The sequence below is a fragment of the Chlamydiota bacterium genome (assembly GCA_012729785.1).
GTDB lineage: Bacteria > Auribacterota > Tritonobacteria > UBA1439 > UBA1439 > UBA1439.
In genome coordinates this window covers 31,019-57,500 of the sequence record JAAYCL010000015.1, presented here as the reverse complement: position 1 = coordinate 57,500, position 26,482 = coordinate 31,019, and the positions used below count along the sequence as shown (strand labels likewise).

Genomic DNA, 26,482 nt, shown 5'->3' with positions numbered 1-26,482 from the left:
CGCGGGGCTGACAACTCCCCGACAGCCGCGCCGACCCGCCTCCCTCATCCCGCGCTCCTCCGCCTCCCGCCGAAACGGCGGGGCTGCGTGTACCGGTCGATCACCGGCGTGAACGCGTTCATGAGGAGGATGGCGTAGCAGACCCCCTCCGGATAGCCGCCCCAGGCGCGTATCATGCCGGCGATGCAGCCGCACCCCGCGCCGAAGATCAGCCTCCCCTTCCCCGAGAGCGGCACGGTCACCATGTCGGTGGCCATGAAGCAGGCGCCCAGCACGGCCCCCCCCGCCAGCAGCGAGAAAAGCGGATCGCGGCCGCTCAGGCGGCTGACGAGGGCGAGCGACGCGAGGAAGGATGCCGGGACATGCCAGGTGATGTCGCCTCTCCAGAGCAGGTACAGCGCCCCGGCGAGGAGCAGCAGCGTCGAGGTCTCGCCGATGCAGCCGCCGGTTTTCCCGAACAACATCTCCGCGTACGAGGGGAGCGCGGCCGAGAGCTTCTCCTTGACGATCCCGAGCGGGGTCGCCGTCGTGACGGCGTCCCACGCGCCGTAGGGGCGCCAGGAGGTCATCGGGGCCGGATACGAGGCCATCAGAAACGCCCGCCCGATCAGGGCCGGGTTGAAGATATTGAAGCCGAGCCCCCCGAACGCCTGCTTCGCGACGGCGATGGCGACGACGCTCCCGACGACGGTCATCCAGGTCGGGATGCCGGGCGGGAGGTTGAGGGCGAGCAGGATGCCGGTCACGACAGCGCTTCCGTCGGCCACCGTCACCGGCTTCCCGCGCAGCCTCTGGATCGCCGCCTCGGTGAGCACGCAGGCCGCCGCGCAGGCCGCGGTGACGCGCAGGGCGTCGGGCCCGAACGACCAGACCCCCCACGCCAGGGCGGGGAGCAGGGCCAGATTCACGCGCCACATCACCCTCGCGACCGAATCCCCCTCGCGCACGAACGGCGGGGAGGAGAGGATCAGAAGCCGGGACGCGTCAGCCACCCTTCCCCCCCTTCTTCGAAAGCTCGAGCTTGGACCTCCGGATCCCCTGCACCTGGTCGCGTCCCGAGGCGCAGACGAACGCGCAGGCGCCGCACTCGATGCACTCCGTCGCGCCGAGCTCCCCCGCCAGATCCCAGCGCTCCTTTTCCACCGCCTGCCGCAGCAGGGCGGGCGAGAGCCCCATCGGGCATATCGCGAGGCAGCGGCCGCAGCGGATGCAGGGGGCGTCGTGCCCCGCGGCGGTCTCGTCCTCCGTCAAGACGACGATCCCGGAGGTCCCCTTGACCACGGGGACATCGAGCGTCCACTGCGCCGTCCCCATCATCGGCCCCCCCATGATGACCATCGCGGCGCCGGGGACGAGGCCTCCGCTCTGCGCGACGAGATCCGAGAACGGCGTCCCGACGCGCGCGAGCCAGTTCCCCGGCTCCCGCACCCCGCTCCCCGAGACGGTCACCACGCGCTCGTAGAGCGGCTTGCCGTCGCGCACCGCCTCGGCGACCGCCGCGGCGGTCCCCGCGTTCTGGACCACGGTGCCGACGTCGGCGGGCAAGGCGCCGGGCGGGACCTCCCGGCCGAGCAGCGCCGCGATCAGCTGCTTCTCCGCGCCCTGCGGGTACTTCACCTTCAGCGAAATCACCTCGATGCCTTTGTCCCTCGCCGCCGCCGCGGCGATCGCCGAGAAGGCGTCGGGCTTGTTCGACTCGACGCCTATGCGGGCCCGGGCTACGCCGGCGGCCTTCATCAGCAGGCGCGTCCCCGCGATTACGTCGGCCGGACGCTCCGCCATCAGGCGGTGATCGGCGGTCAGATACGGCTCGCACTCCGCCCCGTTGATGATCAGGCAGTCGAACTTCTTCCCCGGCGGCGGCCGGAGCTTGACATGCGTCGGGAACTCGGCGCCGCCGAGCCCGACGATCCCGGCGAGGCGGATCCGCTCCGAGATCTCCTCCCCCGTCAGGGCGAACGGGTCCGGCGCGCCCGGCCCCCACCCCCGCTCGTCGTTCCCGTCCCCCTGGATCTCGATCGCGGTGTCCGTCCCCCCGTACGGGACGGGGACCGGTCCGATCGACTTGACCGTTCCCGAGATGCTCGCGTGGAGGCACGCGGAGACGCGGCCCGACGCCTCGGCGATCAGCTCGCCGGTGCGGACGCGCTGCCCGGCTTCCACGACCGGACGCGGCGGCTGCCCGGCGTTCTGGTGGAGCGGGATCCTCACTGATGCGGGAACAGCGGCGACCCTGATCGGGCGCCCCGCCGTCAGCTCCTTGCGCCCCGAGGGGTGCACGCCCCCCCGAAAGGTGCGCGCCTTCATCTCCCCGACGCCCCTTTCCCCGCGTTGCCGGAACCCGCCGGAACCGCCCTGATTGCCGATGGAGGGATCGAGCGGCTCACGCGATCCGCTCGCGGCGCGGTGATGGAGAGCGGCGAATCGTGTTCCCCGTGCGCCTTAACCCCGCCTCCGCGCTTACTCCACCTCGAGGCGGCGCACATCCACGACAGGGACGCCGGCCGGATCCCGGAAACGCTCGTACCCCCACACCTTCACCCGGTCACCTTCGTAGTGTCCGAGATTGACCGTGTTTGAATCGACGAGCGCAACGACTCGCCGCACGAAAAAACCGTCGACAAGGCAGTACGGCGCACCGCGCATCCCGCGCGCGTCCGCCCGGACAAGCTTTCCCCTCTTCCTGCACGGAACATTTTCGGGCCGGGCCGCGACGCGAGTGCTCGCCGTCCCGGCGGCCGGCTCGGGCGTCTCCTCGCTCGCGGGTGCGGGCGGCGGTGCGGCCGGCGCGGGTGTCCGGGCGGCCGCGGGTTCGGGCGGCGGTGCGGCCGGCGCGGGTGTCTGGGCGACTACGGGTGCGGACGGCGACGCGGCCGGCGCGGGTGTCTGGGCGACTACGGGTGCGGGCGGCGGTGCGGCCGGCGCAGGCGTCTGGACGGCCGCGGGTTCGGACGGCGGTGCGGCCGGCGCGGGCGTCCGGGCGACCGCGGGTTCGGGCGGCGACGCGGCCGGCGCGGGCGTCCGGGCGACCGCGAGTTCGGACGGCGATGCGGCCGGCGCGGGTGTCTGGGCGGCCGCGGGTGCGGCCGGCGCGGGCGTCTGGGCGGCCGCGGGTGCGGGCGGCGACGCGAGCGGCGCGGGCGTCTGGGCGGCCGCGGGTGCGGACGGCGACGGGGCCGGGGCGGGCGTCTGGGCGGCCACGGGTGCGGCCGGCGACGGGGCCGGCGCGGGCGTCTGGGCGGCCGCGGGTGCGGACGGCGACGCGGCCGGCGCGGCGGACGCCTCCCCCTCCTCGTCCTCTTCGGAGCACACGGTGATCAGTTCGGCGCTGACCCACAGTTCCGCGCAGTCGGGCGCCTTGATCGCCGCCCACTCGCCGTCCCGCTCGATCTCCTCGACCTGTTCTCCCCGCACGAGCTGGCAGACGACGGTCGCGGAGGGAGACGGCTCGACGCGGACATTGAGTCTGCCGCAGACCACCGCACCGTCGGAGAGGTAGCGCGCGGAGACGTAGAAGATCGCCTCCTCCGGCGACTCGACGCGATACCACCCCCTCCTGTGCCCGGTGACCAGCACCGGCGCCCCGCGGTCGAGACGGTGCGCCACCTCGTAGTTGAGGCTCGGGCCCGCGCGCAGATTGGCGCTGTCGGTGTTGATCTCGCCGTCGCAGGGGAAAGGGCCCAGCGCGCCGGACGACGGCCCGCCCCAGACGGCCGCGACGAGAAGGCCGGCGCACGCCCCGCGCCGCAAGAATGCGTTGTTCATCTCCCCCCTCCCCGCGGCGGTTTGGCCCCGGCGAACAGCTTCTGGATATCCTTCCGCTCGAGGCGCCGATACGCCCCCCGCGGGAGGTCGCCGAGCACCAGCCCGCCGATCGCGACCCTCCGCAGGCGGCGCACCGGACACCCGACCGAGAGGAACATCCGCTTGACCTGCCGGTTTCTCCCCTCGCGGATGCGCAGCAAAACCCTCGTCCCTCCGTCCACCGGGTCCTCCCGGAGAATCTCGGCGGGGAGCGTCCTGCGGCCGTCGAGCACGATACCCCGCTCGATGCCCGTGCGCCCCTTCGAATCCAACGCGCCCCGGATCTCCGCCTGGTAGGTCTTCCCGACCGTGCCGCCGGGGTGCGCGACCCGCTGCGCGAAGTCTCCGTCGTTGGTCAGGAGAAGGAGCCCCTCGGCGTCCGCGTCCAAGCGCCCCACCGTGTAGACCCTGCCGCGCACCCCCTTCAGGAGCCGGTGGACCGTGGGCCGCCCCTTCTCGTCCCTGCTGGTGCAGAGGAAGCCGGGCGGCTTGTTGAGCATCAGGTACATCTTGGGCGCCGGACGGATCCGCTCCCCGTCCAGGGCGACGACGTCCCGGTCCGGGTCCGCGGCGGCGCCGAGCTCCGTGATCACGCGGCGGTTGACGCTCACCCTTCCCTCGACGATGAGCGCCTCGCACCCCCTGCGCGACCCGAGACCGGCGTCGGCGAGCAGTTTCTGCAGGCGCTGCTTCATCCCCTCAGATCACCCCGTGACCTTTGTCTTGGCGAGGCCGAGGGCCTTGTCGCCCTCCTTCCATTTCCCCTTGGCCTTGAGGAGGTCGATCCGCTCGTATCGTTTGAGGACGTTCCTCTTGACCTTGATCTTGCCGCTGCCGCCGAAGCTCGAGTGCCTGCTCATCCCCCGCTCCTTCTCTTGCCGTCGTTTACTCCGTTCCCCGCGCACGGTCCCGCGCCTCGACGCCCCGGGCGCGATCGAACAATCGGTCATTTTGCACCACGCCGTGCGCCTCGTCAAGGGGAATGCCCGCCTCGTCCACCCATACGCTCGGCGAAATGGCAGGCGGATCTCCGTCCCTCCCCCACCGCCCGCAGCGCCGGATCCCGCTCGCGGCAGATCCGCTCCGCCATCCCGCAGCGCGGATGGAACCGGCACCCGGGGGGGAAATCGAGCGGGTCGGGCACGTTCCCGCCGATGACCTTGAGACGGCGACGGCGCGCACCGAGGCGCGGGATGGAATCCAGAAGCGCCCGGGTGTACGGGTGCCGCGGCGAGGAGAGCAGCGCCGCCGCGGGCCCCTCCTCGACGATCCTTCCCGCGTACATCACCGCGACCCGGTCCGCCATCTCCGAGACCACGCCGAGGTCGTGCGTGATGAGCAGGAGCGCCATCCCGGTCGATTTCTGCACCTCGGAGAGGAGATCGAGGATCTGCGCCTGCACGGTGACATCGAGGGCGGTGGTGGGCTCGTCGGCGATCAGCATCCTCGGGGAGCAGGCGAGCGCCATCGCGATCATCACCCGCTGCTGCATCCCCCCCGAGAGCCGGTGCGGGTACTCTTCGAGGCGCGCGCCGGGGTCGGGGATGCCGACCCGCGCGAGGGCCTCGAGCGCGATCTCCCGCGCCCGGCGCCGTCCGGCGCCGCGGTGCAGCCGCACGGCCTCGCCGATCTGCGCGCCGACCGTGAAGACCGGGTTCAGGGAGGCGAACGGGTCCTGGAAGATCATCGCGATCTCCCGGCCGCGGATGCGCCGCATCCCCCGGGGGCCGAGCCGGCGCAGATCGGTTCCGCGCCAGCGCACCTCCCCGCCCGCGACGCACCCCTCGCCGGGCTCGATGAGTCCCAGTATCGAGAGGGCCATGGCGCTTTTCCCGCACGCGCTCTCGCCGACGAGGCCGACGGTTTCGCCCGCGCAGATTGAGAGCGAAACCCCGTCCACGGCCCTGACGACCCCGCCGTCGGTCCGGTACTGGGTCCTGAGATCCCTGAGGTCGAGGAGAAGCTCGCCCATCGGTTGCACCCGCGCGCCCGGGGCGGCGGCCCGGGAAGAAAAATCCGCCGGCCGCGAGGGCCGGCGGTTCCGTGCAGCCGCGCAGCGGGCGAAACTACCTCGCCTCCCCCGGCGCGCCTTCCGCCTCCGCCGGCACGGGGGCGGAGACGGGCTCCGCGGCCGGCGCCGGGACCTTCGCGGTGACGGAGCTGCTCGCCACCGACCCCGCCCCGGGGGGGCGGATTCGAGTGAAGGCGAGGCAGGTGATCACGAACGTCACCGCGAGCACGGTGGTCGCGCGCGTGAGCACGTCCCCCGCCCGGGCGCCGAATATCGTCTGCCCGCCGCCCCCGAGGCCGAACGCCCCCGAGAGCCCCGCGTCCTTCCCCGACTGGAGCAGGACGGCGACGATCAAAAGGATGCAGGCCGTCACGTGCACGATCGCCACGATGATGAACAGCATACCCCTCTCCTTGTGTCGCGCCTTGCCGCGGAATCCGCGGCGAGGCTACTGTACGCGGAACCGCGCGATGCGGCTGAACGACTCCGGCTTGAGGCTCGCGTTGCCGACGAGCGCGCCGTCGATCTCCTCCGTCGCCATCAGGGCCTCGATGTTGTCCGGCGTGACGCTGCCGCCGTAGAGTATCCGCTGCGCCTCCGCGGTCGCCGCGGAGTAGCGCTCCCGCGCCCAGAGACGGATGGTGGCGTGCGCCGCCGAGGCCTGCGCGGGGGTGGCGGTCCGTCCGGTCCCGATGGCCCAGACCGGTTCGTAGGCGATGATGCACCGCCTGAACTCCTGTTCGCCGAGCTTCTCGAACGAGCCGTCGCACTGCTTCCTGAGGACCTCGTCGGTGACGCCCTGCTCCCTCTTGTCGAGCGTCTCCCCCACGCAGACGATCGGGGTGAGCCCCACGAGCAGGGCGGCGCCGATCTTCCTCCTCACGACCTCGTTCGTGTCGCCGAAGAGCCGCCGCCGCTCCGAGTGCCCGATGATGACGAGCCGGCAGCCGACGTCTTTGAGCATCACGCCGCTCACCTCCCCGGTGAAGGCGCCCTCGGGCTCGTACGAGATGTCCTGCGCGCCGAGCAGGATGCCGCTCCCCTGCAGGATCTCCCCGACGGTGGCGAGGGCGGTGAACGGCGGGCAGACCGCCACGTCCCGGTCGTTCTCGGAGTGCAGCTCCCGCTTCAGGGCGGTCACCAACTCGATCGACTCCCTCAGATTCTTGTGCATCTTCCAGTTGCCGGCGATCATCGGCCTGCGCATTGTGTCTCCCCTGGTCAAGAGTATGCCTCCGTCAGTGCCGCGACGCCCGGCAGTTCCCGCCCCTCGAGGAACTCCAGGGACGCGCCGCCCCCGGTGGATATGTGCGTGATCCTGTCGGCGAGCCCGAACTCGTTCACCGCCGCCACCGAGTCCCCCCCGCCGATGACGCTCACCCCCCTCGACGCCGCGACCCGCCGCGCGATCTCGCGCGTCCCGGCGGCGAACGCCGGCACCTCGTAGACGCCCATCGGCCCGTTCCAGAAGATCGTGTGCGCGGCGTCGATCTCCGCCCCGTAGCAGGCGACGGTGCGCGGCCCGATGTCCACCCCGATCCAGCCGGCGGGTATCCCGTCCCGTCCGACGGTGCGCAGCGGGCTCCCCTCCTCGACCTTCTCCGCGATGCGGTGGTCCTCGGGAAGGAGGAGCGGCGCCCTCCCGCGCGACGCCGCCTCCAGCATCCCGCGGGCGGTCTCGCGCATCCGGGGTTCCACGAGCGAGGCGCCGACGGGCACCCCCTGCGCCTCGAGCAGCGTGTAGCTCATGGCGCCGCCGATGAGGACCCGGTCGGCCTTCCGCAGCAAACTCTCGATGACCGCGATCTTCGTCGAGATCTTCGCGCCGCCCAGGATCGCGACGAAGGGGCGGGCGGGGTCGGAGAGCAGTTTCCCGAGGTACTCGAGCTCGTCGCGCATCAGGAACCCCGCGGCGGCCCTGGGGAGGAATCTCGTCACCCCGACGGTGGATGCGTGCGCGCGGTGCGCGGTGCCGAAGGCGTCGTTGACGTACAGGTCGCCGAGCGCGGCGAGGGCTTTGCTGAAGACCGGATCGTTCTTCTCCTCCTCGGGGTGGAACCGAAGATTCTCGAGCATCACCGCGTCGCCGGGCGCCATCGCCGCGACCGCCGCCTCCACCTCGGGGCCGACGCAGTCGTCGAGCTGCCGCACCGGTTTCCCGATCAGCTCGCCCAGGCGCGCCGCGGCGGGGGCGAGGCTCATCGACGGGACAGGCCTCCCCTTCGGCCTCCCGAGGTGCGACATCAACACGAGCTTGCCGCCGTGCCCGAGGACGTGCTCGATGGACGGGAGGGCCGCGCGGATGCGGCTGTCGTCCGCCACCCGCCCGTCTGCGTCGAGCGGCACGTTGAAGTCGACGCGCATCAGCACGCGCGCCCCCTTGAGATCCAAATCCTCGATGAACAGCTTCTCCATCGCCTGTACGCTCCTACCGCATCCCCGCGAGCAGCTTCAGGAGATCGACGCACCTGCACGAGTAGCCCCACTCGTTGTCGTACCAGCCGACGATCTTCACCAGGCGCCCGTCCACGACCATCGTACAGAGGGAGTCGAAGATGCACGAGGCCGGATTCCCGACGAAGTCCGCGGTCACGAGCGGCTCGTCGCAGTAGTCGAGCACCCCGCGCAGCGGCCCGTTCGCGGCGGCCCGCATCGCGTCATTGACGGATTCGGCCGTCGCCGGCCGCTTCACCGCCGCCGTCAGGTCGGTGATCGAGACGTCGGGGGTCGGCACCCGGATCGAGATGCCGTCCAGCCGCCCCTTCAGTTCGGGGATGACCTTGCCGACGGCGGTCGCGGCGCCGGTGGTGGTCGGGATCATGTTCATCGCGGCGGCGCGCGCGCGCCGCAGGTCCTTGTGCGGGAGATCGAGGATGCGCTGGTCGTTCGTGTACGAGTGGATGGTCGTCATCAAGCCGTGCTCGATGCCGAACGATTCGTGAAGCACCTTCGCCATCGGCGCGAGGCAGTTGGTGGTGCAGGAGGCGTTGGAGATGAACCGGTGTGCGGGCCGGATGGCTCCCTCGTTCACGCCCATCACCACCGTCGCGTCGATCTCCCCCTTCGCCGGAACGGTCAGGAGCACCTTGCGCGCCCCCGCGTCGATATGCTTCTGCAGCTGCTCTTTTTTCCTGAAGACGCCCGACGCCTCGAGCACGATCTCCACGCCGAGCTTCTTCCAGGGGAGCAGGGCGGGGTCCTTCTCCGACAGCACCGCGACGTCACGCCCGTTCACCGAGAAGGCGCCCTCCTTCACGGCGATCGAACCGTTGAACCGGCCGTGGACGGAGTCGTATTTCAACAGGTGGGCGAGGGTCGGGGCGTCGGTCAGGTCGTTGACCGCGGCGACCTCGATCCCCTCCATCCCCTCCTTCTGCAGTATCCTGAACACCTGGCGCCCGATGCGCCCGAAGCCGTTGATACCCACTCTCACGTTCATCTTCTCCTCCGAAAGGAATCGTCGCCGCGCGGGGAAACAGATGGTGCGGAAGGGGGGATTTGAACCCCCATGACCCGTTAGGGTCACAAGGCCCTCAACCTTGCGTGTCTGCCAGTTCCACCACTTCCGCACCGTTGTGTGCGAGGGACCCGACTGAATGGGAAAAAGTATACCCGAGGAGGGGCGGGAAGGCCAGCGGAATTCACCCGGCGCGGCCGGCCCTCGCCCCGGCGGCGCCCCGTTTCGGCGCCTTCTTCTTCCGCGCCGCACGGGCGTCGTGCTCCCGCAGGCGCCGTCTGAATTTCTCCATCGAGAAATACTTGCCGGGGCACTCCGTGCGCTCGCCGCCGAACTCCCCGTGCCCTTTGACGCAGCTGATCGGGATGCGGTGGGCCTTCCTGAGCCTGTCCACCAGGGCCGCGAGCGACTCCATCTGCTTCCTGGTCGGCTGGTGCCGCTTGAAGTTGCCGACGAGGCAGATCCCTATCCCGCTCCCGTTGAGCCAGTCCTGGCGCACGTGCCCGCCCGCGATCTGCCTGCTCCAGCGCTTCCCCTCCTCGACCTCCCCGTCGCGGGTGCCGCAGGTTCCGTTGTTGATGACGAAATGGTAGGCGAGCCCGTTGTGCATCCGCCTATGGTTCCGATGGTAACGATCCATTATCGCGGCGTTGCCCTTGCGGGTGGCGCTGTGGTGGATGACGATGTGCCGCCAGGCGTGGTGCTTCTTGAGGGGGGTGGCCTCGGCCCCCCCGAAAAAGGCAGGGGAAGCCAGCAGCACCCCCGCGGCGAGGATGCCGCGCAGCAACGGCGTGATTCCCGCGCGCATCAGCTCCAATTCCGCCCGTCGATCCGCCTCCTCCAACCCCGTTGCGGTATCGCGGAGGAGCGTACCACACCCCGCCCCCCCCGGCAAGCGCGTTTATCGCCCGATCTCGGCGGGGCCGTGTGTCGTTGGGGCGGGGGACGGAGGCGTGCGGCTATCGGATCTTGACGTCCCCACGCCGCATGTAGTATCTTCACCGCGCACGGCGGAGGCATCGGGGCATGGCACTCAGGTTCGAGCAGGTCCAGCGTCAGACGCAGAAGCTCATCCTCTCACCGCAGATGCAGCAGGCCATCAAGCTGCTGCAGCTCCCCCTCCAGCAGCTCCAGCAGGTCATCCGCCAGGAGATGATACAGAACCCGGTGCTCGAGGAGGAGCTTCTCGAGGAGGAGGTCCAGGAGGCGTCCCAGGAGACGGCGGAGGAACGCGAGCGGGAGGAGGACGAGACGAAGCCGGATGAGGACCGCGGCGAGCTCTCGTTCGAGGAGGAGTTCAACCGGCTCGCCAGGATCGACGACGAGTGGAAGGAGTACTTCCGGCAGAGCGGCTCCTACCGCGCCTACTCGGAGGAGGACGAGGAGAAGCGGCGTTTCCTCGAGGCGTCGGTGGTGAAGCCCGAGACGCTCCAGGAGAACCTTCTCGACCAGATCGGCATCGCCCTCCTCGACGAGGAGAGGAAGCGGATCTGCGAGACGATCATCGGCAACATCGACGACAACGGCTACCTCCAGGTCGGCGTCGACGAGATCGCCCGCAAACTCGGGATCGCGGAGGGGCTCGTCGAGGAGATGCTCGCGCTCGTCCAGTCCCTGAGCCCGGTCGGGGTGGGCGCGCGGAACCTCCGGGAGTGCCTTCTCATCCAGCTCGCGCGCCTCGGCAAGAAGGAGAGCCTCGCCTACCGGATCGTCGAGCGGCATCTGGACGCCCTGGGCGCGCGGAGCTACCGCCGGATCGCGCGCCTGATGAAGGTCTCCCCGCTCCAGGTGCAGAAGGCCGCGGAGCTCGTGGCGACGCTCGACCCGAAGCCGGGGCGCGCCTTCTCGATCGAGCCCGAGCAGTACATCGTCCCCGATGCGTTCGTGGAGAAGGACGGGGACGGCTTCAAGGTCATCCTCAACGACGACCGCGTCCCGCACCTCCGCATCTCGTCCCTCTACCGGCGGATGATCGGCGACCCCGGCACCGAGAAGGCCACCAGATCCTACATCAGGGACAAGATCAAGGGGGGGCAGTGGCTCCTCAGGAACATCGAGCAGCGGCAGAAGACGATTGCCAGCATCGCCGAGGAGATCGTGCGGAAACAGCGCGACTTCTTCGAGGACGGCGTCCCCTCGCTGAAGCCGCTCACGATGCAGGAGGTGGCGGACGCGCTCGGGATCCATGAGTCCACGGTGAGCCGGGCGATCGCGAACAAATACCTCCAGACGCCGCACGGCCTCTACGATCTCAAATACTTCTTCAGCGCGGGCGTGCGCTCATCGGACGGCGACAGCGTCTCGGTCAGGAACATCAAGGCGATGCTCCACCGGATCTGCTCTCAGGAGGATCCGCGGCACCCGCTCAGCGACCAGCAGATCATCGAGAAGCTGAAGGAAAACGGCATCCCCCTCGCCCGGCGGACCATCACGAAGTACCGCAAGGAGCTGAAGATCCCCTCCTCATCGATGCGCCGCCGGCTCTAGCCGCCGCGCCCGGCGGCGCGTCCGTTGCGCGCCACGGGGGCGGACCCGCCTCTCGCTTCACAACGGCGCGGCGGGGCGGTATAGTGTGTCCCTATGATGCCCGGTCGATCGAGCGCGGCACGCCTTGTTGCGCTCCTCGCGGCGATGGCGCTCGTCGCGGGGATCTACGGGTGGACCCTCTCCGCCAATCTCTGCGTGGACGGGGACACCCTCAACTGGGCCGTCTCCCTCGCGCCGATGGAGGGGCGGATGACCCTCCTCTCAGGCCTCGCCGTCAAGGGCTGGTTCACGAAGTTCCATCTCCTGATGTTCTCCCTGGTCTACGCGTTCGCGAAGGCGTACGAGCCGTGGGGCGGCTGGGACTTCCTCGCGGGGTTCAAGATCTGCACCTTCGTCTGCGCCGTCCTCACCGTCCCCGCCCTCTTCCTGATCTGCAGGGGGACGATGCGGCGCTTCCCGGTCATGCTGGCGACGAGCATCGCCCCCCTCTTCACGCTCGGCTACTCGTGGCTCATCACCACCGCCGACGACAATCCGCTCGCCAACCTGTTCACCCTCGTCTTCGTCTGGGTCGTCCTCGCCGCGAGCGGGGCGGTTCATCCCGGACGGAGGGAGCGGCATCCGCTCGCCTGGGCGTTCGCCGCGGGGGCCGCCGCGGCCCTGAGCTTGGCGGCGCACATGAAGAACGTCGTCGCCCTGCCCCTCCTGCTCGCCCCGGCGGTTGTCCGGCCGCCGCCGCGCGCGGGGCGCGCCCGGATCGCCGGCGCGGCGCTGCTGGGGTTCGTCGCCGTCTTCGGCTCCCTCTACCTCCTCTACTGGGTGCAGAGCGACGCCGAGCCCGCCGCGTCGAAACTGGACTTCTGGGTCTTCCACCGCGTTCCGGGGCGCTTCGCCCTCACCCCGCCCCGCCCGCCGCTTCGCGACCATCTCGTCTTCGTCTGGGCCGGGATACGCTCCAGCCTGTACGGGTTTCAGGAGCTCTACATCCACACAAACCTGTACGACCGCGACCGTCTCGGGCCGGCCCTGATCGTCATCTTCTTCGCCGTCTACCTGTACGCGGCGTTCCGGGAGCGGCGGAGACGGGCGGTGCGGATCCTCTGGGCATGGTTCCTCCTCGACGCGGGGCATTCGTTCCTGTACGACTCGTGGGTGGTCGAGCGGTGGGATTCGTGCACGCTGCCGGTATTCCTGACGATCGGGATCGCCTGGGACGGCCTGCTCGCGGAAAAGCGGTCATGGGTGCGGAGATTCGCCGTCTCCGCCCCCGTCCTCGCGCTCTACGGAGCGCTCGTGTGGGCCAACGTCTCGAGCACGCGCCTCCTCCTCGGCATCACGGCCAATCGGATCGACTGCCGCATCGAGGAGAAACGGTGGTGGGCAGAGAAGCTCAAGTACTATTTCTACTTCGACCACCGCGCGCTGTACCGGCTCGCGCGCGAGACGGACCGGCGGGCCGACGATGCCGCATGGTTCCTGTCGCCGCGCCTGATGCGGCCGCCGGACTCCACGCCGCAGCTCGTGCTCAGGCGGTACCTCGCGCTCTACGCCCGCTGCTACCGGGAGCGCCGCATCGACGACCCGAACCTGATCGACCCGCTCGTGGCCGGGGGCGCGCTGTCGCGGCTCCTGTACGTTGGCCGGCTGTCGGTCCCCTGCTACGTGGCCGACGCGCGGCCCGCGGTCCTGTTCGATCCGTCGACGTCGAGGCCGCTATTCACGGACCCGCAAGCGGTTTTGATGGAGGCGTTGTTCGTCAGAGTCGCGCCGTCCGCCCCCCCGGCCGGCCGAAGCGGCTGACGTGGCGGGGCGGCGGTCTCCCGTTTCCCGCGCCAGACGGCGACCGCGAGGGCGGCCCCGAGCACGGAGAGGGCGCAGCCGGCTCCGAAGAGCGGGGGGACATACCGCAGGGTGACGACCTGCACGCCGAGGGAGAGCCTCGCCGCGAGGAGTCCGCCTCTGCGCGCCGCGGGGCCGTCCCCCGCGCGCCACCCGGAATCGTAGCGCTGGTTGACCACCAGCGTCGCCTCCCGCGCGGTCTCGATCCGGAAGCGAAGGAGGTTGGGCGTCCAGAGCTCCGTAACGACCCGTCCCCCCACTCCATCGAGCCACGCCTCCCCCCGATAGCCCGGCTCGTCATAGGCCAGCACCCCGGCGTCGGGCAGATCGAGCGGCTCGTAGTTGTTCACAAGCCCTTCGTTTTCGATGAAGCAGCGGTAGGCGCGGGGCCCCTGTTGTTCCGCTTTCGGAAGCTTCGCCTGGCGGAACGGCCCCCGCCGCGAGGGGGCACCCGGCCGGACGCGCGCGACCGTCCCGTAGATGCCGCCGCAGACGCTCCAGAGATCGACGAGCATCCACGCGGCGGCGGCGGCGGCGCAGGCGCGCCCGAATCCGCGCCTCCTCTCCGTCCAAACCGTCTCGATGCAGCAGAGGCCCCTGGCGGCGAGCATCGCGACGCAGAGCACGACAAGAACACGAAAACGCACCGGGTCGTGCATCGAGGAGAAGACGGGGAGGCGGTGGACCCATCGCCAGGGGGAGAGGGGCCCGTAGTCCCCGAACGCGAGCGCACCGAAGAGAAGGCCCGTCGCCGCGATCGGCCAGATGCGGCGCATCTGCACGCGCAGGCCGACGAGCGCCAGCGCCAGCGGGACGACCCCCACGTACATCCCGTACTCCCACCACCCCAGCCACGCCCCCCTGAAGCCGCTCGGGGAGAGCTGGTCCCTCCCCCACAGCATCCTGGGCACCGCCCGCCACGGCAGCGCCGGCTCCCTCCAGAAGGTGGGCCTCGGATGGCGCAGGTGGAGATCGATCGAGGGGAGGAGCTTCAAACCGGCCAGGAGAGCGCCGACGAGGAGGAGCAGGCCGAGGGCGGCGAGCGGCGCGGGCCGCCGGAGCCTGAGGGATTCGCACGCGGCGAACACCGCGACGAACAGCACCGCGTAGGGGACCGGGTATACCCCACCCTCCATGAACATCAGTGCGAGCGTGCCCCCCGCGGGCGCGGCCCATCTCCTCTCCTCCTCGGCGAGGATGAAGAAGGCGAGCAGCCACGGGACGTATACGAACGGGATGAACTCGTCGTGCCATCGTGACATGTAGAGCGGGTACCAGCTCCCGAGCATGAAGAGGAACGCGCACGCCAACGGCGACACCCGCCCCGGGGCGATCCGCCGCCCGAGGAACCAGCCCCCGCAGAGGCCGATCCAGAGGGCCAGCAGGATCCTGAGCTTGAGGCCCGGGATCGTACCCGCCGCGAGCACGAGGACGAACGACGGCGAGAGGAACGAGGAGGCGGGGTTGGCGAGGAGCGGAGCCCCGCCCGAAAGGTACGGGTTCCAGAAGGGGAATTGGCGGTACTCCAGGATCGTCTTCCGCGCGGCGCCGGCGAGCGTAAACGCCCGGTGCCACATATCCTCGCCCCAGTTCCCCATCTGGGAGGCGACCGGCCCCCAGAAGACAACCGCCACGGCGAGGAGGATCCACGGAACCGGCCACCAGGTGCCGCTCCCCGCGACGCCGCCGCGCGCCTCTCCCGATGGTCTCGCCTTCACCGTGACCGCCCCATCGTCTCGCCGGCGGCGTTTCGCCCGTCCGGCGTAGCCGCGGTTTGGACCCCAAGCCCCTCAAGGAGACGGGCGTGTTCGGCGCGCAGCGCGGCGTCTCCCGGCGACGTGGCGATGCGCTCCGAGAGGGACGCGAGGCGCGCGAGGAGGGCGCAGCGCTCGCCCGCCTGGGGGCGAGGCGCCACGGAGAACGCGCGGATGTTCGCCTCGAGCGCCCGCCGGTGGTCGCCCCGTTCGATCAGCAGCCTGGTGAGGTCGTCGATCACCCTGCCGTCGCGCGGGTCCATCTCCAGCGACTTCTCGAAGCAGGCGATCGCCGCATCCGCGTCCCCCGCGACCTCGTAGCCGTGGCCGAGCACCCCATAGCGGTAGGCCGTCTCCTCCGTGCGGTGCAGGAGGAAGAGCAGCGCCATCGCGCCCGCGGCGGCCGCGCAGAGGAACAGCAGCGCCCGCCCGGCCGGATCGGGGCGCCTCCGCCCCTCCCCCCCCGTTCCGCCTTTCGCGGTCGACCGGGCGACGACGCCGCAGAGGGAGAGGATCGCGACGAGCGCCGCCAGCCCCGCCGCGGGCGGCCATCCCGCCTCCGCCCCCCAGTTCGGCCTGACGTTGCCCCGGAGGAGGGACGGCAGCAGAAACTCCCGCACCGGGTTCCGCAGGTACTCGTGCGCGAGCGGCCCCGCCGCGGTCCCGACGAGATGATACGCGACCGAGCAGGCGATGAGCGCCGCCGCCAGGATCCAGGCGCCCCTCGAGGCACGAACGGCGAACGCGGCGACGGGGATGCACAGGAACGGGATCGCGGGGACGAGGAACCGCGGGCCGTACCCGGCGCCCCCCGACCAGGCCCCGTAGGAGGAGTTGAAGAGGAGGTAGCCGCCGCACGCGCAGAGGCAGATCGCGGCGAGCCGTCTGTCGCCGATGCCGGCCGCGTCCCCCGCCTCCCCGCGCCACAGGGCCCGCAGGCCGGGCGCGGCCAGGAGGAGGAACGGCGAGCCGAAGAAGAGCCCCCGCCAGGGGCTGAAGGCGAGTTTCGCGAGCGGGACGAGCCGCGGCGTCTGCACGCCGAAGAGCCCCTGCCCCTGCACCTGCCGGGCGATCGGCATCGCCTCGTGCGCGTAGGGAAAACTCAACGGGTTCCCGAAGCAGGCGTGGTTGTAGGCGAGGATCATCGCCGCGCCGGGGATGCAGCCGAAGGCGAAGGCGGCGACGCACCGCGGGCGGCGAAGGGGGACCATCGCGGCGAAGAGCAGCGCCGCGATCAGCGCCGTCTGATAGTCGCTGGCGACGGCGAAGCCCGCGCAGAGGCCTGCCGCCGCGAACGGGGCGCACCGAACCGTCGAGGCGCCGAAGCGGCCGGGGCCGCGGATCCCCCGGGCGGAGGCCAGCGCCAGGAAACCGAAGAAGAGGAAGGCGGCGGCGAGCTGGTGCCCGACGAACTCCGTGCTGTACGGGAACGCCATCGTGCCGAGGCCGTAGCCGAGGCAGAGGAGGTCGGCGCGCCGGTCGGAAACGCCGAGGCGGAGGAGGAAACCGTGGAGGGCGAGGATCATCGCGACCGAGGGGATGGAGATCACCGCGACCCGCGCCAGGTAGAGGTAGACCCGGTCGGGAACGGCGCGCGGCGCCTTCGCGACGAGGGAGACCAGCCGGATCACCGGGGCCGCGAAACACGACGCCGCGGGCGCCTTGCCGGAATACAGATGCCCGCCGAAGGAGGCGGCGTCGATCCCCCCCCGGTAGTAACGCTCGATCGTGACGTCGCCGTCGAAGGCGAGGCTCTTGGCGAGATAGAACCGGACGGCGTTGTTCGTCCCGAACAGTTCCGGCGACCCCGGCGGCAAAAACCAGGCGTACGCAAAGAAGAAGAGCGCCGCGAGCGCCGCCGCGTGGATCCGCCGCCTAGCGCGCATCCCCGTCCTCCCCCTCCCGGCGCCTGAACAGGAGAAAATCCTCGATCCGTCCCTCGGGGATGTACCGCGATGCGATGAACTGCTCGAGGGCCGGGTACCTGCGGAGCGCTTCGAGCGAATCCTCGCGCGTACCCGTCGCCCACCAGACGGGATCGTTCTCGAGGAGCGCGATGTAGTTCGGACGCGCCCTGTCGAGCGACGCGAGGAGTTCATCGCCGAAGCGCGCCGACCCCCACGGGCAGCGCAGTGGAAAGTTGTGGATGAAGCGCGTGGGGCAGTCCCGCCCCGCGAGGAAATAGACCACTGTTTCGTACCCCCAGATGAAGACGGTGTCGCCGGGGGCGGTGCATCGCGCGAAATGCTCCGCCACCGCGAGGTTCGCGGGCAGGGAGAAATCGTCCGAGGTGAACCGCACATTCCGGTAATAGCCGGCGGGGGACTCCCGCCCCGCGAGAACGCGCACCGTGTCGACGTAGACCCGGACGCAGTAGGCGTTGTACCGCGGGTTCGCGAAGGCGAACGAAGTCCCCACCACGCCCGCGGCGAAGGCCGCGGCGGCGAAACGAAATGCCGGCCGCATCCTGCGGTCGAACGGAGCCGCCAGCGCGGTAGAAGCCCCGATCGCAAAAGGCGCGAGAAGCGGGCCGAAGTGGTAGAGGTAGAACTTGTTCTGGATATACAGGTTGATCGCGGCGACAACGGCCCAGAGGGAGACCAGCGCGGCGGGGAGGCCGGACCGGCCGCCCGTCGTCGCCCGGATGCCCCCGGCGAGGGCGAGGACGCCGAGGGCTACGACGCTGACGTGGGAGTTCAGCAGGTCCCGGAGGCGCAGAAACCCCGCCGCGCCGCCCGCCATCCCCCCCAGCCGGGCGTACTGCCGCACCCACACGAACTCCGCATACCAGAACTCACGCCACGCCCCGACGCAGGCGAGGTAGAGCGCGTACCCCCCGGCGACGACTGCGAACCCGGCCGCCATCGCGGCTATATCGACGGCGGCGCCCCGCGCGCCCCTCCGCCAGACGAGGCACCCCGCGCACACGAGAAGCATCGCGCCCATCGGATACTTCAAATAGAACGCGCACGCCGCGAGGGCGCCGACGCTGAACGAACAGCCCCGCGCACGATCGCCTGCGCAGGCGCGCAGCGTGAGCAGGACCGCTCCCGCGAGCGGCAGGTTGAGGAAATAGTCCGGCTGGGCGGTGTTCCACCACCCCATCGACGCATACGCGAGAATGTAGACAAGCCCCGCGGCGAACGCCGCGTCGATGCGACGGGGGTTTGCGCGCCGCCTGATCCAAAAGATGAGCACGGCGGTCGCTGCCTGCCAGAGGAGGTCGAGGATCCTGATCGACGCCATCGAGCGGCCGAAGAGCAGTTCCGCCAGGGCGTAGACGTAGTAGAGGGCGGGGGGCTTGGGGTCCCAGAAATCCTTGAACGGAACCCCCCCCGCACGCGCCAGGTGCCCGGCATAGCCGAAGATCCCCTGGTCCCTCCCGAACGGGTAGATGACCGTCGGGGCGAGGACGAGGCACGAGAGGCCGAAGAGGAGGGCCGGGACGAGAAGCGAATGTCGTGTCCGGTGTTCCATGGGGGCGTCATCCGGGTGTCGCGTCAGATGCGGGCTCAATGATACCAGAGCGGCCTCACCGCCGCACCGCCGAAACGGTCCGCCGGCGCGCGTCGAGTGCCGCCTGGAGGAGCGCCGCCGTCACGAGGAGCGCGGAAACGGCGCTCACACGCCAGCCGACGGCGAAGGAGCGGGGGGCGTAGACGAAGCGCACCTCGTGGCGCCCCTTCCCGAGGTGCACCGCACGGAAGGCGTGGTTCGCCCTCAGGATCGGCACCTCCAGGCCGTTCAGGTACGCCCTCCAGCCGGGATAGTAGACGTCGTGCACGACGAGGAACCCCGGGCGGTCCAGCGCCGCCTCGATCCGCACCTCGTTGGGCCCCTCCGCGACCACCCCGGCGCGGCCCGGGGGTGCGCCGGGCGCGGGATCGTCGAGGCGAACGCCCGGGTCGGCGTGGAGGATCACCTCGTCCAGGACCGCCGCGCCGCGCTCCTTCAGCGCCGCGAGCGAAGCGTCGCGATCGGGGATCAGGCGCGCGCGGTGCGCGACGAACGCACGCGGCAGGGGGTCGTTCGTGCCGTGGACGACGGTGCGCCCGTCGGCGAAGACCGGGCCAAACGGCGGGCCCGGGGGCGGATCGCCCGCGGGGAGGAGCACGTACTTGAGGTTGAGCGCCCGGAGCATCGGCGCGATCCTTTCGATCGCGAAGTCGAGCCGGCCCCCGGGCGCCCTCCCCTGCGACGCGTCCACGTACTCCTTGTATCTGCGGATGTTCAGCGTCTCGTAGCCGTCGATCGCGGAGATCCGCTCGTGGATGTTCTGCATCGCTCCGGGCACGCCGATGTTCGGCGCGGCCACGCGGAACGCCGAGCGGTCGAGACGGAGAAACTCGGCGAGCCCTCGGGGCCAGAAGCAGACCTCGAGCGGACTCGCGACGATATACGGCGCGCCGAAACGCCAAAGGTCTCCGAGCGAGACGCACAGCACGGCGGCCGCCAGCAGGGCGGGTCTCGCCCGGCCCGCGGCGAAGAAGATCCCGCCGGAGACGAGGAGGAGCCCTGCGGCGGCGAGCCCCCCGCGCAGCGCCGTGCGGTATGCCACCGCCCGCAGTGCCGTGTCCGAGGGGTGGATCGGCGGCGTCCCCTCGAACCCCCTCGCGTTGCGGTACTCCACCAGACGTCCCCAGAGCGGGGACTCCGCCCCCCCCGTAGCCGCCGCGGCCGCGCAGAGAAAGGCCAGCCCCGCGCCGAGGAGGCACGCGGCCGTCGCCCAGGCGCGCCTCGAGCCGCGCGCCGGGTGCGCACCGTCGAGGAGACGGCGCAGGCCGAAACCCGCCAGCACGGCGATCGAGAACGCGGCGAGGACGGCGAACTTCGCCTGCGCCCTGAAGATGGAGAAACCGGGGACGCGCGCGTAGAGAAAGCCGAAGAGCGGCGAGTAGGCGCCGAAGGCGAGGACGAGGGTGAGCAGGGCGAGGCCGGCGAAGAACCGCGAGACAGGCGACCGCCCGCGCACGGCGCCGAGGATCGCGAGCAGGATCGGCAGAACGCCGACGTAGATGCACGTCTCCCAGTAGAGCCACCGGCCCCAGTACCGGACCCCCTGCATGTCGCCGAAGAGCCCCGGCACGGCCAGCAGGGCTAGGTTCTCGGGGGGGAGCGAGTTGTCGCGCACCGCGGCGGGGCCGGCGAGGCCCGCCCTCCCCGACTCCGCGGCGAACTCCAGCCCCGGGAGGAGCTGCACCGCCGAGAGGGCCGCGCCGGTCGCGACCATCAGGGCGATCCCCGCGGCGGCGCCGATGAGCGGCCGCGCGGCCCCCTCCCCCCGGCATTCCGAGGCGGCGCGGAAGAGGATATAGAGCGCCTGCGCCCCGGCGCAGTACGCCATGTACTGGGGGTGCCCCGCGAGGATCTGGACGCCGAGGACGACGCCCGCGAGGAGGCACCAGACCGCCCGCCGCCGGCGCACGGCCATCTCCCCGCAGATGAGCGCGAGCGGGAGCCACGGGAGCGGGTTGAAGATGTGGCCGGGGAAGAGCTGAAGGATGTACGGGCCGGAGAGGACGAAGACGACCGCCGACAGGAGCGCGCCCGCGCGCCCTCCACCCACGAGGCGCACGAACGCGTAGGTGAGCGCGCCGGCGAGGAAGAAGTGGAACGCGATCGACCAGTTGAGCGCGGTGTGGACGGGGAGGAGGAGGAAGATCGCGTTCAGCGGGTAGAAGATCGCCGAGTGCCAGTTGGCGAGGAACGGCGCGCCGCAGAAGTTGTACGGGTTCCAGAGGGGGACGATCCCCTCACGGAGAAGGCCGAATCCGTACCGCCGGTAGGCGAAGACCTGGTGCGTGAGATCCAGGAACACCGGGTGGCTGAGGATCACCGCCCCCCCGAAGAGCGCCTTCCGGAAGAGCGCGGCGGCGAGGGCGGCAAGGAGGAGGATGCAGTGGCGGTCCCGCAGTCGAATCGTGTCCCGCATCGTTTCCTCCCGCCGCGCGCGGCGGCCCCGCGAGTATACCAGAAGCGCCCCTCAGGCGCAGGAACCGCCCCTCAGCCGCCCGCGCGCGGGGCCGCCCGTCGCCTCAACGCCCGCGGCAACACGCACGCGGTCCCCGCCGCGGCGAGGACGCTCAGCCACGCGCCGAACATGAACGAGGCCGGACGGAAGATGAACCTGACCTCGTGTGCGCCCTTGCCCAGCGCCACGCCGCGAAAGGCGTGGTTGGCCCTGAGGATCGGCGCATCCGCGCCGTCGACGGTGGCCCGCCACCCGGGATACCAGGTGTCGGCGAGCACGAGAACCCCCGGCGCGTCGAGTCGGCAGCGCACAACGACCTCGCGGGGCTCGTCGCGCGCGATCACGGCCGCCGACGGCGGGCCGCCCGGCAGAACGATCCCGGGGGCCGCGTCCAGGACCGCCTCCCCGCGCGGGTCGAAGCCGGGCCATCGGATCAGAGCGAGGGCCTGCGTCTCGACGGGTACGACCATCGCCCGGTGCACCACCCGCGCACGCGGGAAGGCAACGGGGTTCTCGTGGATCCGCACCCCGGCGCCGTCGCGGCGCACCGGCGCGCCGGGCGCGGGATCGGGAGCCGCCGCGGGGGCGATCAGGTACCGGACGGAGGCAAGCGATGCCGCCTTCAGCGAAGCGGGCGAACGGAACATCCCCGCCGCGCCGTCCGCGACCGGATCGAACAAGCCCCTGAACTCGCCGAAGAGGCGCACCTCGTCCGTCTCATACCCCTCGAAGGCGTGGATCCGGTCGACGATGTTCTGGTTGATCCCCGCAACGGCGCTACGGGGATCCCGCGTGACGCGCCACTCCCCTCCCCCGCGGGCGAGGAGGCGCACGACGCCCGAGGGCCATCGGCACGCCGAGACGGGCACCGTGGCGATGAAGCGGGCGTTCCAGCTCCACAGATCCGCAACGACCAGTCCCGCGATGGCCGCCTGCGCGAGGCGGGGGTTCGACTTCCCGCGGGAGGCGAGCAGGAGCGCCCCCGCCGACGCCGTCAAAAGCATCGAGAGCCGGCGCATCCCCTCCCGGAAGACGCCGCGCGCCTCCAGGAGAAACGCCGGGTCGTCCAGGACGCGCCAGTAGCGCGGGTCCGCCTCCTTCCGGTAGCCCACCAGCGCCCGCCACGCCGAGGGCCCGTCGTCCGTTCGGAACGCCTCGACGCCGCAGAAGGCGGCGAGTCCGAGCAGAACGGCTGCCGCGGCTCCGAGCCGCGCCGCGCGTTCGCCGAGCACGCGCTGCGCCCCGAGCCCCGCGAGGCAGCAGAGGGCGAAGACGGCGATGAAGAGCGCCTTGGTGGGGCCCTGGACGACACCGAGACCGGGGATCGCCTCCAGCAACGGCGAGGCGGACGGGACGCCCGCGGCGAGGGCAAGGACGAGCGGGGCGAGGGCGAGGCAGGCGAGAACCGCCGTCGTCCGGTTTCTGCGAAATAACAGGACGACGAGCGCCATCACAAGCGGGAGCACGCCGAGGTAGACCGCTTCGCCCCAGAGGAAGCGCCGCCCCCAGCAGAAGATTCCGACGAAATCCCCGAGCGCATCGGGGACCAGGAAGGTGACGAGGTTCTCCGGCGGGAACGAGAGCATCCGCGCCCCCGATCCGGCCTCCGCCCCCCGGATCGAGTTCGCGACGAACTCGATCCCCGGGATGAGCTGCACCGCCGCGAGCGAGGCGCCGAGGGGCGCAACGACGGCGAGGAAGACGCCCGCCCCGGCCGCTTCCCTCCCCCGCGCGCCGCGGGGGGAGAAGAGAACCGCTGCGGCGAGGTAGAAGGCGCATCCCGCGGCGCTGAAGTAGGCCACCTGCGGATGGCCCGCCAGAATCTGCAGGCCGAAGACGATTCCCCCGAAGAGCGCCCAGGAGAGCCGGCGCCCGCGACGCCACCCCTCCGCGGCGAGGAGCAGCGCGGGGAACCACGCCGCCGCGCAGACGAGGGAGAGATGGCCGGCGAAGACCCGCAAGACCATCGTCGAGGAGAGGGTGAACGAGATCGCCGCGACGAGGCCGGCGAAGCGCCCCGCCCCGAGGAGGCGGAGATAGAGGAAGGTGAACGCCCCCGCGAGCATCAGGTGGCCGGCGAAACCCCAGTTGATGACGACGTGGACGGGGAGGATGAGAAACGCGAGGTTCGGCGGGTAGAAGACCGCCGACTGCCAGCCCGCGGCGAACGGCTGGCCGCAGCAGACGTACGGGTTCCAGAGCGGAACGGAACCGCGGCGGAGTTCGTCTGCGGCGAACGCGCGCCAGGGGTAGAACTGATGCGTGACGTCCGCCTGCGTGGGGTGGCCGAGGAGGACCGGCGCGCGCGGGTCGAGCCCCGCCCTGAAGACGCACGCCGCGAGCAGGCAGAGGAGGACGATGCAGGCGGCGTCCCAATGGAAGCCGCGCGCCGCGGGAAAGCCCCCCCCCTTCATACGGTCCGCCCCTCCCTCGGGCGCGGGGCATCCTCCTTCGCGAACTCGCGGACGAGGAGGAGGAATGCGGGGAGCACCAGGGGGATCAGTTCGCCGTAGATCCGCAGCTCGTACATGTTGCCGACGAGGAACATGCCGATCGCGTACGGGTAGACCGCCAGCGCCGCCCGGCGGAGGAACCGGTCAGGGATGCGGCGCCGGAACAGGAGCACCGGCAGCCACAGGTAGCCGAGGTTGCTGAAGAAGAGAGGCCATGCAGACGGGTTCGAGAGGAACTCGAGGTTCTGCCAAACGTGCGCCTGGACGAACTCGCTCCCCGGGTTGCCGCGGTAGGCCGCGAAGAGGAGCGCCTTCGCGGCGGTCCAGAGGGACAGCTGGAGCCGCAGGTGCATGCCGACGGCGCGCCGCGGCTCCGTCCCCCACGCGGTCAGCAGGTAGATGACGGTCAACAACAGCGTCGTCTCGCGGTTGAACGTGGCGATGACGAAGAGCGGATAGAAACAGCCCCATCGCCGCCGGCGGATGAAGATGAGTCCCAGCGTGAAGAAGAGCAGGGACGGGAAATCCGACGGGTAGCGAAGGGCGAGAAAGCGGTCGAGGAGATAGTTGAACGGCAGCACCAGGAAGATCGACAGGGCGAGGACGCGGGCGCCCCGCCGCGGGAAGACACACGCGAGCCACCACCCGGTCGCGAGGACGAGGAAGAAGGTCGAGGCGCACTGGATCCAGAAGAAGAGGGATCCCGCGGTGACGAGCGCGCGCCCCCCCGCGTGCATCCCCGAGACGGCGCGCACGAGATACGGGATGAGCGCGCGGTACTGGAACGGCGTCGGGGCGGTGCCCCGCACGAGGTCGGCCCACGGGGCGCCTCGGAACTCCCAGTTCAGCTCGAACCAGAGGTTCGTGAAGTAGTACGACGCGATAAAGACGAGGAGGAGGTACGCCGCCCCGACCGCCGCTCTCTTCATCGCCCCCTCCCCCCTCCGCGCACCTCGTACACGACCACCGGGTTCCCCCGCCTCCGCGCCTCCGGGTACGACGCCTCCGCGTGCAGGATCCGCAGCGGCGGCGGGGGGCTCGACGGCGACTGGGCGGCGCGGAACCGGAGGGAGATCGAAGACTCGATCAGGTGCGTGATCCGCTCCTCCCGGACGTAGTCGAAGATCCTGCCCGCCGTGATCGCCCGGTAGGCAGCCCCGTTCGCGACCCCGTCGAGGTTGATCACCGTCTGCGGGCAATACCACGCCGCGATCCCGGAGTTGAACGAGCCGATCCGCGCCTCCGGCGGGAGGTTCTCCGCCGCCCAGCGCGCCGCCCGGTACATGTCGAGCTGCCAGCCGCGCGTGCCGCGGCCCCACCAGGAGACGCTCCTCTCCGTGAAGAAGCCCGCGAGGCAGACCGCGAGCGCGGCCCACGCGGCCGTCCGCGCGGCGCGCGGCAGGGAACGCAGTAAGACGCCGCCGGCGAGGTCGAGGACGCAGCCGAAGGCCGCGCACGCCGTGAAGACGACGGAGTAGAAGTACCAGTCCTGGCTGTACCAGAGGTACGCGCAGTAGAGGAGGAAGACGACGAGGCCGTAGATGAAGAGGAACGCGAGGACGGCGCACCGCCGCAGCCAATCCAGGAAGAGCACGCGGTCCTTCGCGGCGGCCGCGGCGACAAGCGCGGCGCACAGGGCGCCGGCCGCGAGCCCCGCGGCGGGGCAAAGGCCCGAGATGACCGCGACCGTCGCGAAGGAGCCGCGGATGTTGGCCGCGACATTCGAGAGCCACGAGAGCGCCCAGGCGCCCCACGGCGCACGGGCGTTTGCCGCCCGGAAGAGGACGTGCTGCTGGTGGTAGATGGCGCTCCCGCTCATCTGGAGAAGAGAGCCGGTGCGCGCGTACGACCAGCAGAGCCACGGGAGCAGCGGGAGGGCGCAGCCGGCGGCGAACGCCGCGATGCGGCGCAGCCGCGTACCGACAGGCGCCCCCCGCGCCCCGGCCCCGGCAGCCATATCCAGCGCGATGACCGCCGCGAAGACCGCCCCGTCCAGCCGCGCGAGCACGGCGGCGCCCGCCAGGAGGCCGAGGGCGAAATAGGAGCCCACGCCCCGGCCCCTCGCGCGCAGGTAGGCGCACGAGACCGCCCCGAGCAGGAGCACGTAGAGCGGCGCCTCCACGCCCGAGAGGCCGACGATGACCGCGTACGGGCAGCAGAGCCAGACGACCGCGGCGAGAAGCGACGGCCACTCCCCGCACGCGCGCCGGAGAAGTGCGTAGAGGAACCAGGCGGAGAGGACGGAGAAGAGCGTCAGGAGCACGAGCGCGCCGTGGATGAACGGCGTCCCGCCGCCGGTCGCCGCGTGGAGCGGGACGAGGACGAGGAGCCAGAGCGGGTGGAAGCCGTTCGTCGGGTTCTCGCCGTCCACAGCCGCCCCCCGCCCCTCCGCGACGCTCCGCGCGAGGCAGAGGTAGTAGAACATGTCGTCCGAGACGGCCTTCGGGATCAGGACCTCCGGCGGCTCGAGGCAGAGCGGGAGCCGCGCGAGAAACGCGGCCGCCATCAGAAAAACGAGCACCCTGGCGTGTTTCATCTTCAAATCAGGTCCCCGAAGCGCATCTAGATCCGATCTGCCACGGATTTCACGGATCGACACGGATACATCTTCCATATCCGTGAAGATCCGTCCCATCCGTGCCGATCCGTGGCTGACGACTCTTCCTGCCTCCGCATCCTCCGTGATCTCCGCGGCAAATGCCGTTC

General features: G+C 70.9%; 19 protein-coding genes and 1 tRNA gene. 1 reads left to right on the top strand and 19 read right to left on the bottom strand.

Annotated elements, in window-relative coordinates; genetic code table 11:
• Positions 1 to 44 precede the first annotated feature (44 nt).
• The 12 genes from GXY35_03495 to GXY35_03440 form a co-directional block, all read right to left on the bottom strand.
• Positions 45 to 992 (bottom strand): RnfABCDGE type electron transport complex subunit D, encoded by a 948-nt coding sequence (locus GXY35_03495; protein NLW93652.1) that lies wholly within the window; start codon positions 990 to 992, stop codon positions 45 to 47.
• Positions 985 to 2,307 (bottom strand): electron transport complex subunit RsxC, encoded by a 1,323-nt coding sequence (rsxC, locus tag GXY35_03490; protein ID NLW93651.1) that lies wholly within the window; start codon positions 2,305 to 2,307, stop codon positions 985 to 987. The genes GXY35_03495 and rsxC overlap by 8 nt, the downstream gene beginning before the upstream one ends.
• Before the next feature lie 153 nt (positions 2,308 to 2,460).
• Positions 2,461 to 3,765: an SH3 domain-containing protein gene (locus tag GXY35_03485; protein NLW93650.1), complete on the bottom strand. Its 1,305-nt coding sequence runs from the start codon at positions 3,763 to 3,765 to the stop codon at positions 2,461 to 2,463.
• Positions 3,762 to 4,499 carry an rRNA pseudouridine synthase gene (locus GXY35_03480; GenBank protein NLW93649.1) on the bottom strand — a complete coding sequence of 246 codons (738 nt, stop codon included), beginning with the start codon at positions 4,497 to 4,499 and terminating at the stop codon, positions 3,762 to 3,764. Before GXY35_03480 ends, GXY35_03485 begins: the two co-directional genes overlap by 4 nt.
• Before the next feature lie 9 nt (positions 4,500 to 4,508).
• Positions 4,509 to 4,664, bottom strand: coding sequence for a small basic protein (locus tag GXY35_03475; GenBank protein ID NLW93648.1), 156 nt, complete (start codon positions 4,662 to 4,664; stop codon positions 4,509 to 4,511).
• Positions 4,665 to 4,777: 113 nt separating this feature from the next.
• Positions 4,778 to 5,776 (bottom strand): ABC transporter ATP-binding protein, encoded by a 999-nt coding sequence (locus GXY35_03470; GenBank protein ID NLW93647.1) that lies wholly within the window; start codon positions 5,774 to 5,776, stop codon positions 4,778 to 4,780.
• Between the two features lie 94 nt (positions 5,777 to 5,870).
• The gene (gene secG / locus GXY35_03465) at positions 5,871 to 6,218 is read right to left on the bottom strand and encodes a preprotein translocase subunit SecG (protein NLW93646.1); all 348 of its coding nucleotides are present in this window, start codon (positions 6,216 to 6,218) and stop codon (positions 5,871 to 5,873) included.
• Between the two features lie 45 nt (positions 6,219 to 6,263).
• A complete protein-coding gene (locus GXY35_03460) occupies positions 6,264 to 7,022 on the bottom strand; it encodes a triose-phosphate isomerase (protein NLW93645.1) in 759 nt (252 codons plus the stop codon).
• Between the two features lie 14 nt (positions 7,023 to 7,036).
• On the bottom strand, positions 7,037 to 8,230 hold the full coding sequence (locus GXY35_03455; protein NLW93644.1) for a phosphoglycerate kinase: 1,194 nt from the start codon (positions 8,228 to 8,230) through the stop codon (positions 7,037 to 7,039).
• A 13-nt stretch (positions 8,231 to 8,243) separates the two neighbouring features.
• Positions 8,244 to 9,254, bottom strand: a complete 1,011-nt coding sequence (gene gap / locus GXY35_03450; protein ID NLW93643.1) for a type I glyceraldehyde-3-phosphate dehydrogenase — start codon at positions 9,252 to 9,254, stop codon at positions 8,244 to 8,246.
• Positions 9,255 to 9,295: 41 nt separating this feature from the next.
• Positions 9,296 to 9,384: transfer RNA gene (locus tag GXY35_03445), tRNA-Leu, on the bottom strand.
• A gap of 72 nt (positions 9,385 to 9,456) precedes the next feature.
• Positions 9,457 to 10,080 (bottom strand): N-acetylmuramoyl-L-alanine amidase, encoded by a 624-nt coding sequence (locus tag GXY35_03440; protein NLW93642.1) that lies wholly within the window; start codon positions 10,078 to 10,080, stop codon positions 9,457 to 9,459.
• Positions 10,081 to 10,298: 218 nt separating this feature from the next.
• Here GXY35_03440 and rpoN point away from each other — a divergent pair, with 218 nt between their 5' ends.
• Positions 10,299 to 11,759 (top strand): RNA polymerase factor sigma-54, encoded by a 1,461-nt coding sequence (gene rpoN / locus GXY35_03435; GenBank protein NLW93641.1) that lies wholly within the window; start codon positions 10,299 to 10,301, stop codon positions 11,757 to 11,759.
• A 1,658-nt stretch (positions 11,760 to 13,417) separates the two neighbouring features.
• Here rpoN and GXY35_03430 read toward each other — a convergent pair.
• From GXY35_03430 to GXY35_03400, 7 genes are all read right to left on the bottom strand, one after another.
• Positions 13,418 to 15,316, bottom strand: coding sequence for a hypothetical protein (locus tag GXY35_03430; GenBank protein NLW93640.1), 1,899 nt, complete (start codon positions 15,314 to 15,316; stop codon positions 13,418 to 13,420).
• Complete coding sequence (locus GXY35_03425; protein ID NLW93639.1) at positions 15,313 to 17,238, bottom strand: hypothetical protein; 1,926 nt, start codon at positions 17,236 to 17,238, stop codon at positions 15,313 to 15,315. The genes GXY35_03430 and GXY35_03425 overlap by 4 nt, the downstream gene beginning before the upstream one ends.
• A complete protein-coding gene (locus GXY35_03420) occupies positions 17,228 to 18,829 on the bottom strand; it encodes a hypothetical protein (GenBank protein NLW93638.1) in 1,602 nt (533 codons plus the stop codon). The genes GXY35_03425 and GXY35_03420 overlap by 11 nt, the downstream gene beginning before the upstream one ends.
• A 55-nt stretch (positions 18,830 to 18,884) precedes the next feature.
• A complete protein-coding gene (locus GXY35_03415; protein ID NLW93637.1) occupies positions 18,885 to 21,284 on the bottom strand; it encodes a YfhO family protein in 2,400 nt (799 codons plus the stop codon).
• Between the two features lie 71 nt (positions 21,285 to 21,355).
• On the bottom strand, positions 21,356 to 23,737 hold the full coding sequence (locus tag GXY35_03410) for a YfhO family protein (protein ID NLW93636.1): 2,382 nt from the start codon (positions 23,735 to 23,737) through the stop codon (positions 21,356 to 21,358).
• Positions 23,734 to 24,705 (bottom strand): hypothetical protein, encoded by a 972-nt coding sequence (locus tag GXY35_03405; protein ID NLW93635.1) that lies wholly within the window; start codon positions 24,703 to 24,705, stop codon positions 23,734 to 23,736. The genes GXY35_03410 and GXY35_03405 overlap by 4 nt, the downstream gene beginning before the upstream one ends.
• Positions 24,702 to 26,312 (bottom strand): glycosyltransferase family 39 protein, encoded by a 1,611-nt coding sequence (locus GXY35_03400; protein NLW93634.1) that lies wholly within the window; start codon positions 26,310 to 26,312, stop codon positions 24,702 to 24,704. The genes GXY35_03405 and GXY35_03400 overlap by 4 nt, the downstream gene beginning before the upstream one ends.
• Positions 26,313 to 26,482 lie beyond the last annotated feature (170 nt).

Excerpts from the sequence above, each read along its gene's own strand:
- gap (NLW93643.1), bottom strand. The coding sequence starts at position 9,254 with ATGAACGTGAGAGTGGGTATCAACGGCTTCGGGCGCATCGGGCGCCAG.
- GXY35_03410 (NLW93636.1), bottom strand. The coding sequence starts at position 23,737 with ATGAAGGGGGGGGGCTTTCCCGCGGCGCGCGGCTTCCATTGGGACGCC.
- GXY35_03485 (NLW93650.1), bottom strand. The coding sequence starts at position 3,765 with ATGAACAACGCATTCTTGCGGCGCGGGGCGTGCGCCGGCCTTCTCGTC.
- GXY35_03415 (NLW93637.1), bottom strand. The coding sequence starts at position 21,284 with ATGCGGGACACGATTCGACTGCGGGACCGCCACTGCATCCTCCTCCTT.
- GXY35_03420 (NLW93638.1), bottom strand. The coding sequence starts at position 18,829 with ATGGAACACCGGACACGACATTCGCTTCTCGTCCCGGCCCTCCTCTTC.
- GXY35_03460 (NLW93645.1), bottom strand. The coding sequence starts at position 7,022 with ATGCGCAGGCCGATGATCGCCGGCAACTGGAAGATGCACAAGAATCTG.
- GXY35_03440 (NLW93642.1), bottom strand. The coding sequence starts at position 10,080 with ATGCGCGCGGGAATCACGCCGTTGCTGCGCGGCATCCTCGCCGCGGGG.
- rsxC (NLW93651.1), bottom strand. The coding sequence starts at position 2,307 with ATGAAGGCGCGCACCTTTCGGGGGGGCGTGCACCCCTCGGGGCGCAAG.
- GXY35_03400 (NLW93634.1), bottom strand. The coding sequence starts at position 26,312 with ATGAAACACGCCAGGGTGCTCGTTTTTCTGATGGCGGCCGCGTTTCTC.
- GXY35_03405 (NLW93635.1), bottom strand. The coding sequence starts at position 24,705 with ATGAAGAGAGCGGCGGTCGGGGCGGCGTACCTCCTCCTCGTCTTTATC.
- GXY35_03425 (NLW93639.1), bottom strand. The coding sequence starts at position 17,238 with ATGCGCGCTAGGCGGCGGATCCACGCGGCGGCGCTCGCGGCGCTCTTC.
- rpoN (NLW93641.1), top strand. The coding sequence starts at position 10,299 with ATGGCACTCAGGTTCGAGCAGGTCCAGCGTCAGACGCAGAAGCTCATC.
- GXY35_03475 (NLW93648.1), bottom strand. The coding sequence starts at position 4,664 with ATGAGCAGGCACTCGAGCTTCGGCGGCAGCGGCAAGATCAAGGTCAAG.
- GXY35_03455 (NLW93644.1), bottom strand. The coding sequence starts at position 8,230 with ATGGAGAAGCTGTTCATCGAGGATTTGGATCTCAAGGGGGCGCGCGTG.
- secG (NLW93646.1), bottom strand. The coding sequence starts at position 6,218 with ATGCTGTTCATCATCGTGGCGATCGTGCACGTGACGGCCTGCATCCTT.
- GXY35_03480 (NLW93649.1), bottom strand. The coding sequence starts at position 4,499 with ATGAAGCAGCGCCTGCAGAAACTGCTCGCCGACGCCGGTCTCGGGTCG.
- GXY35_03470 (NLW93647.1), bottom strand. The coding sequence starts at position 5,776 with ATGGGCGAGCTTCTCCTCGACCTCAGGGATCTCAGGACCCAGTACCGG.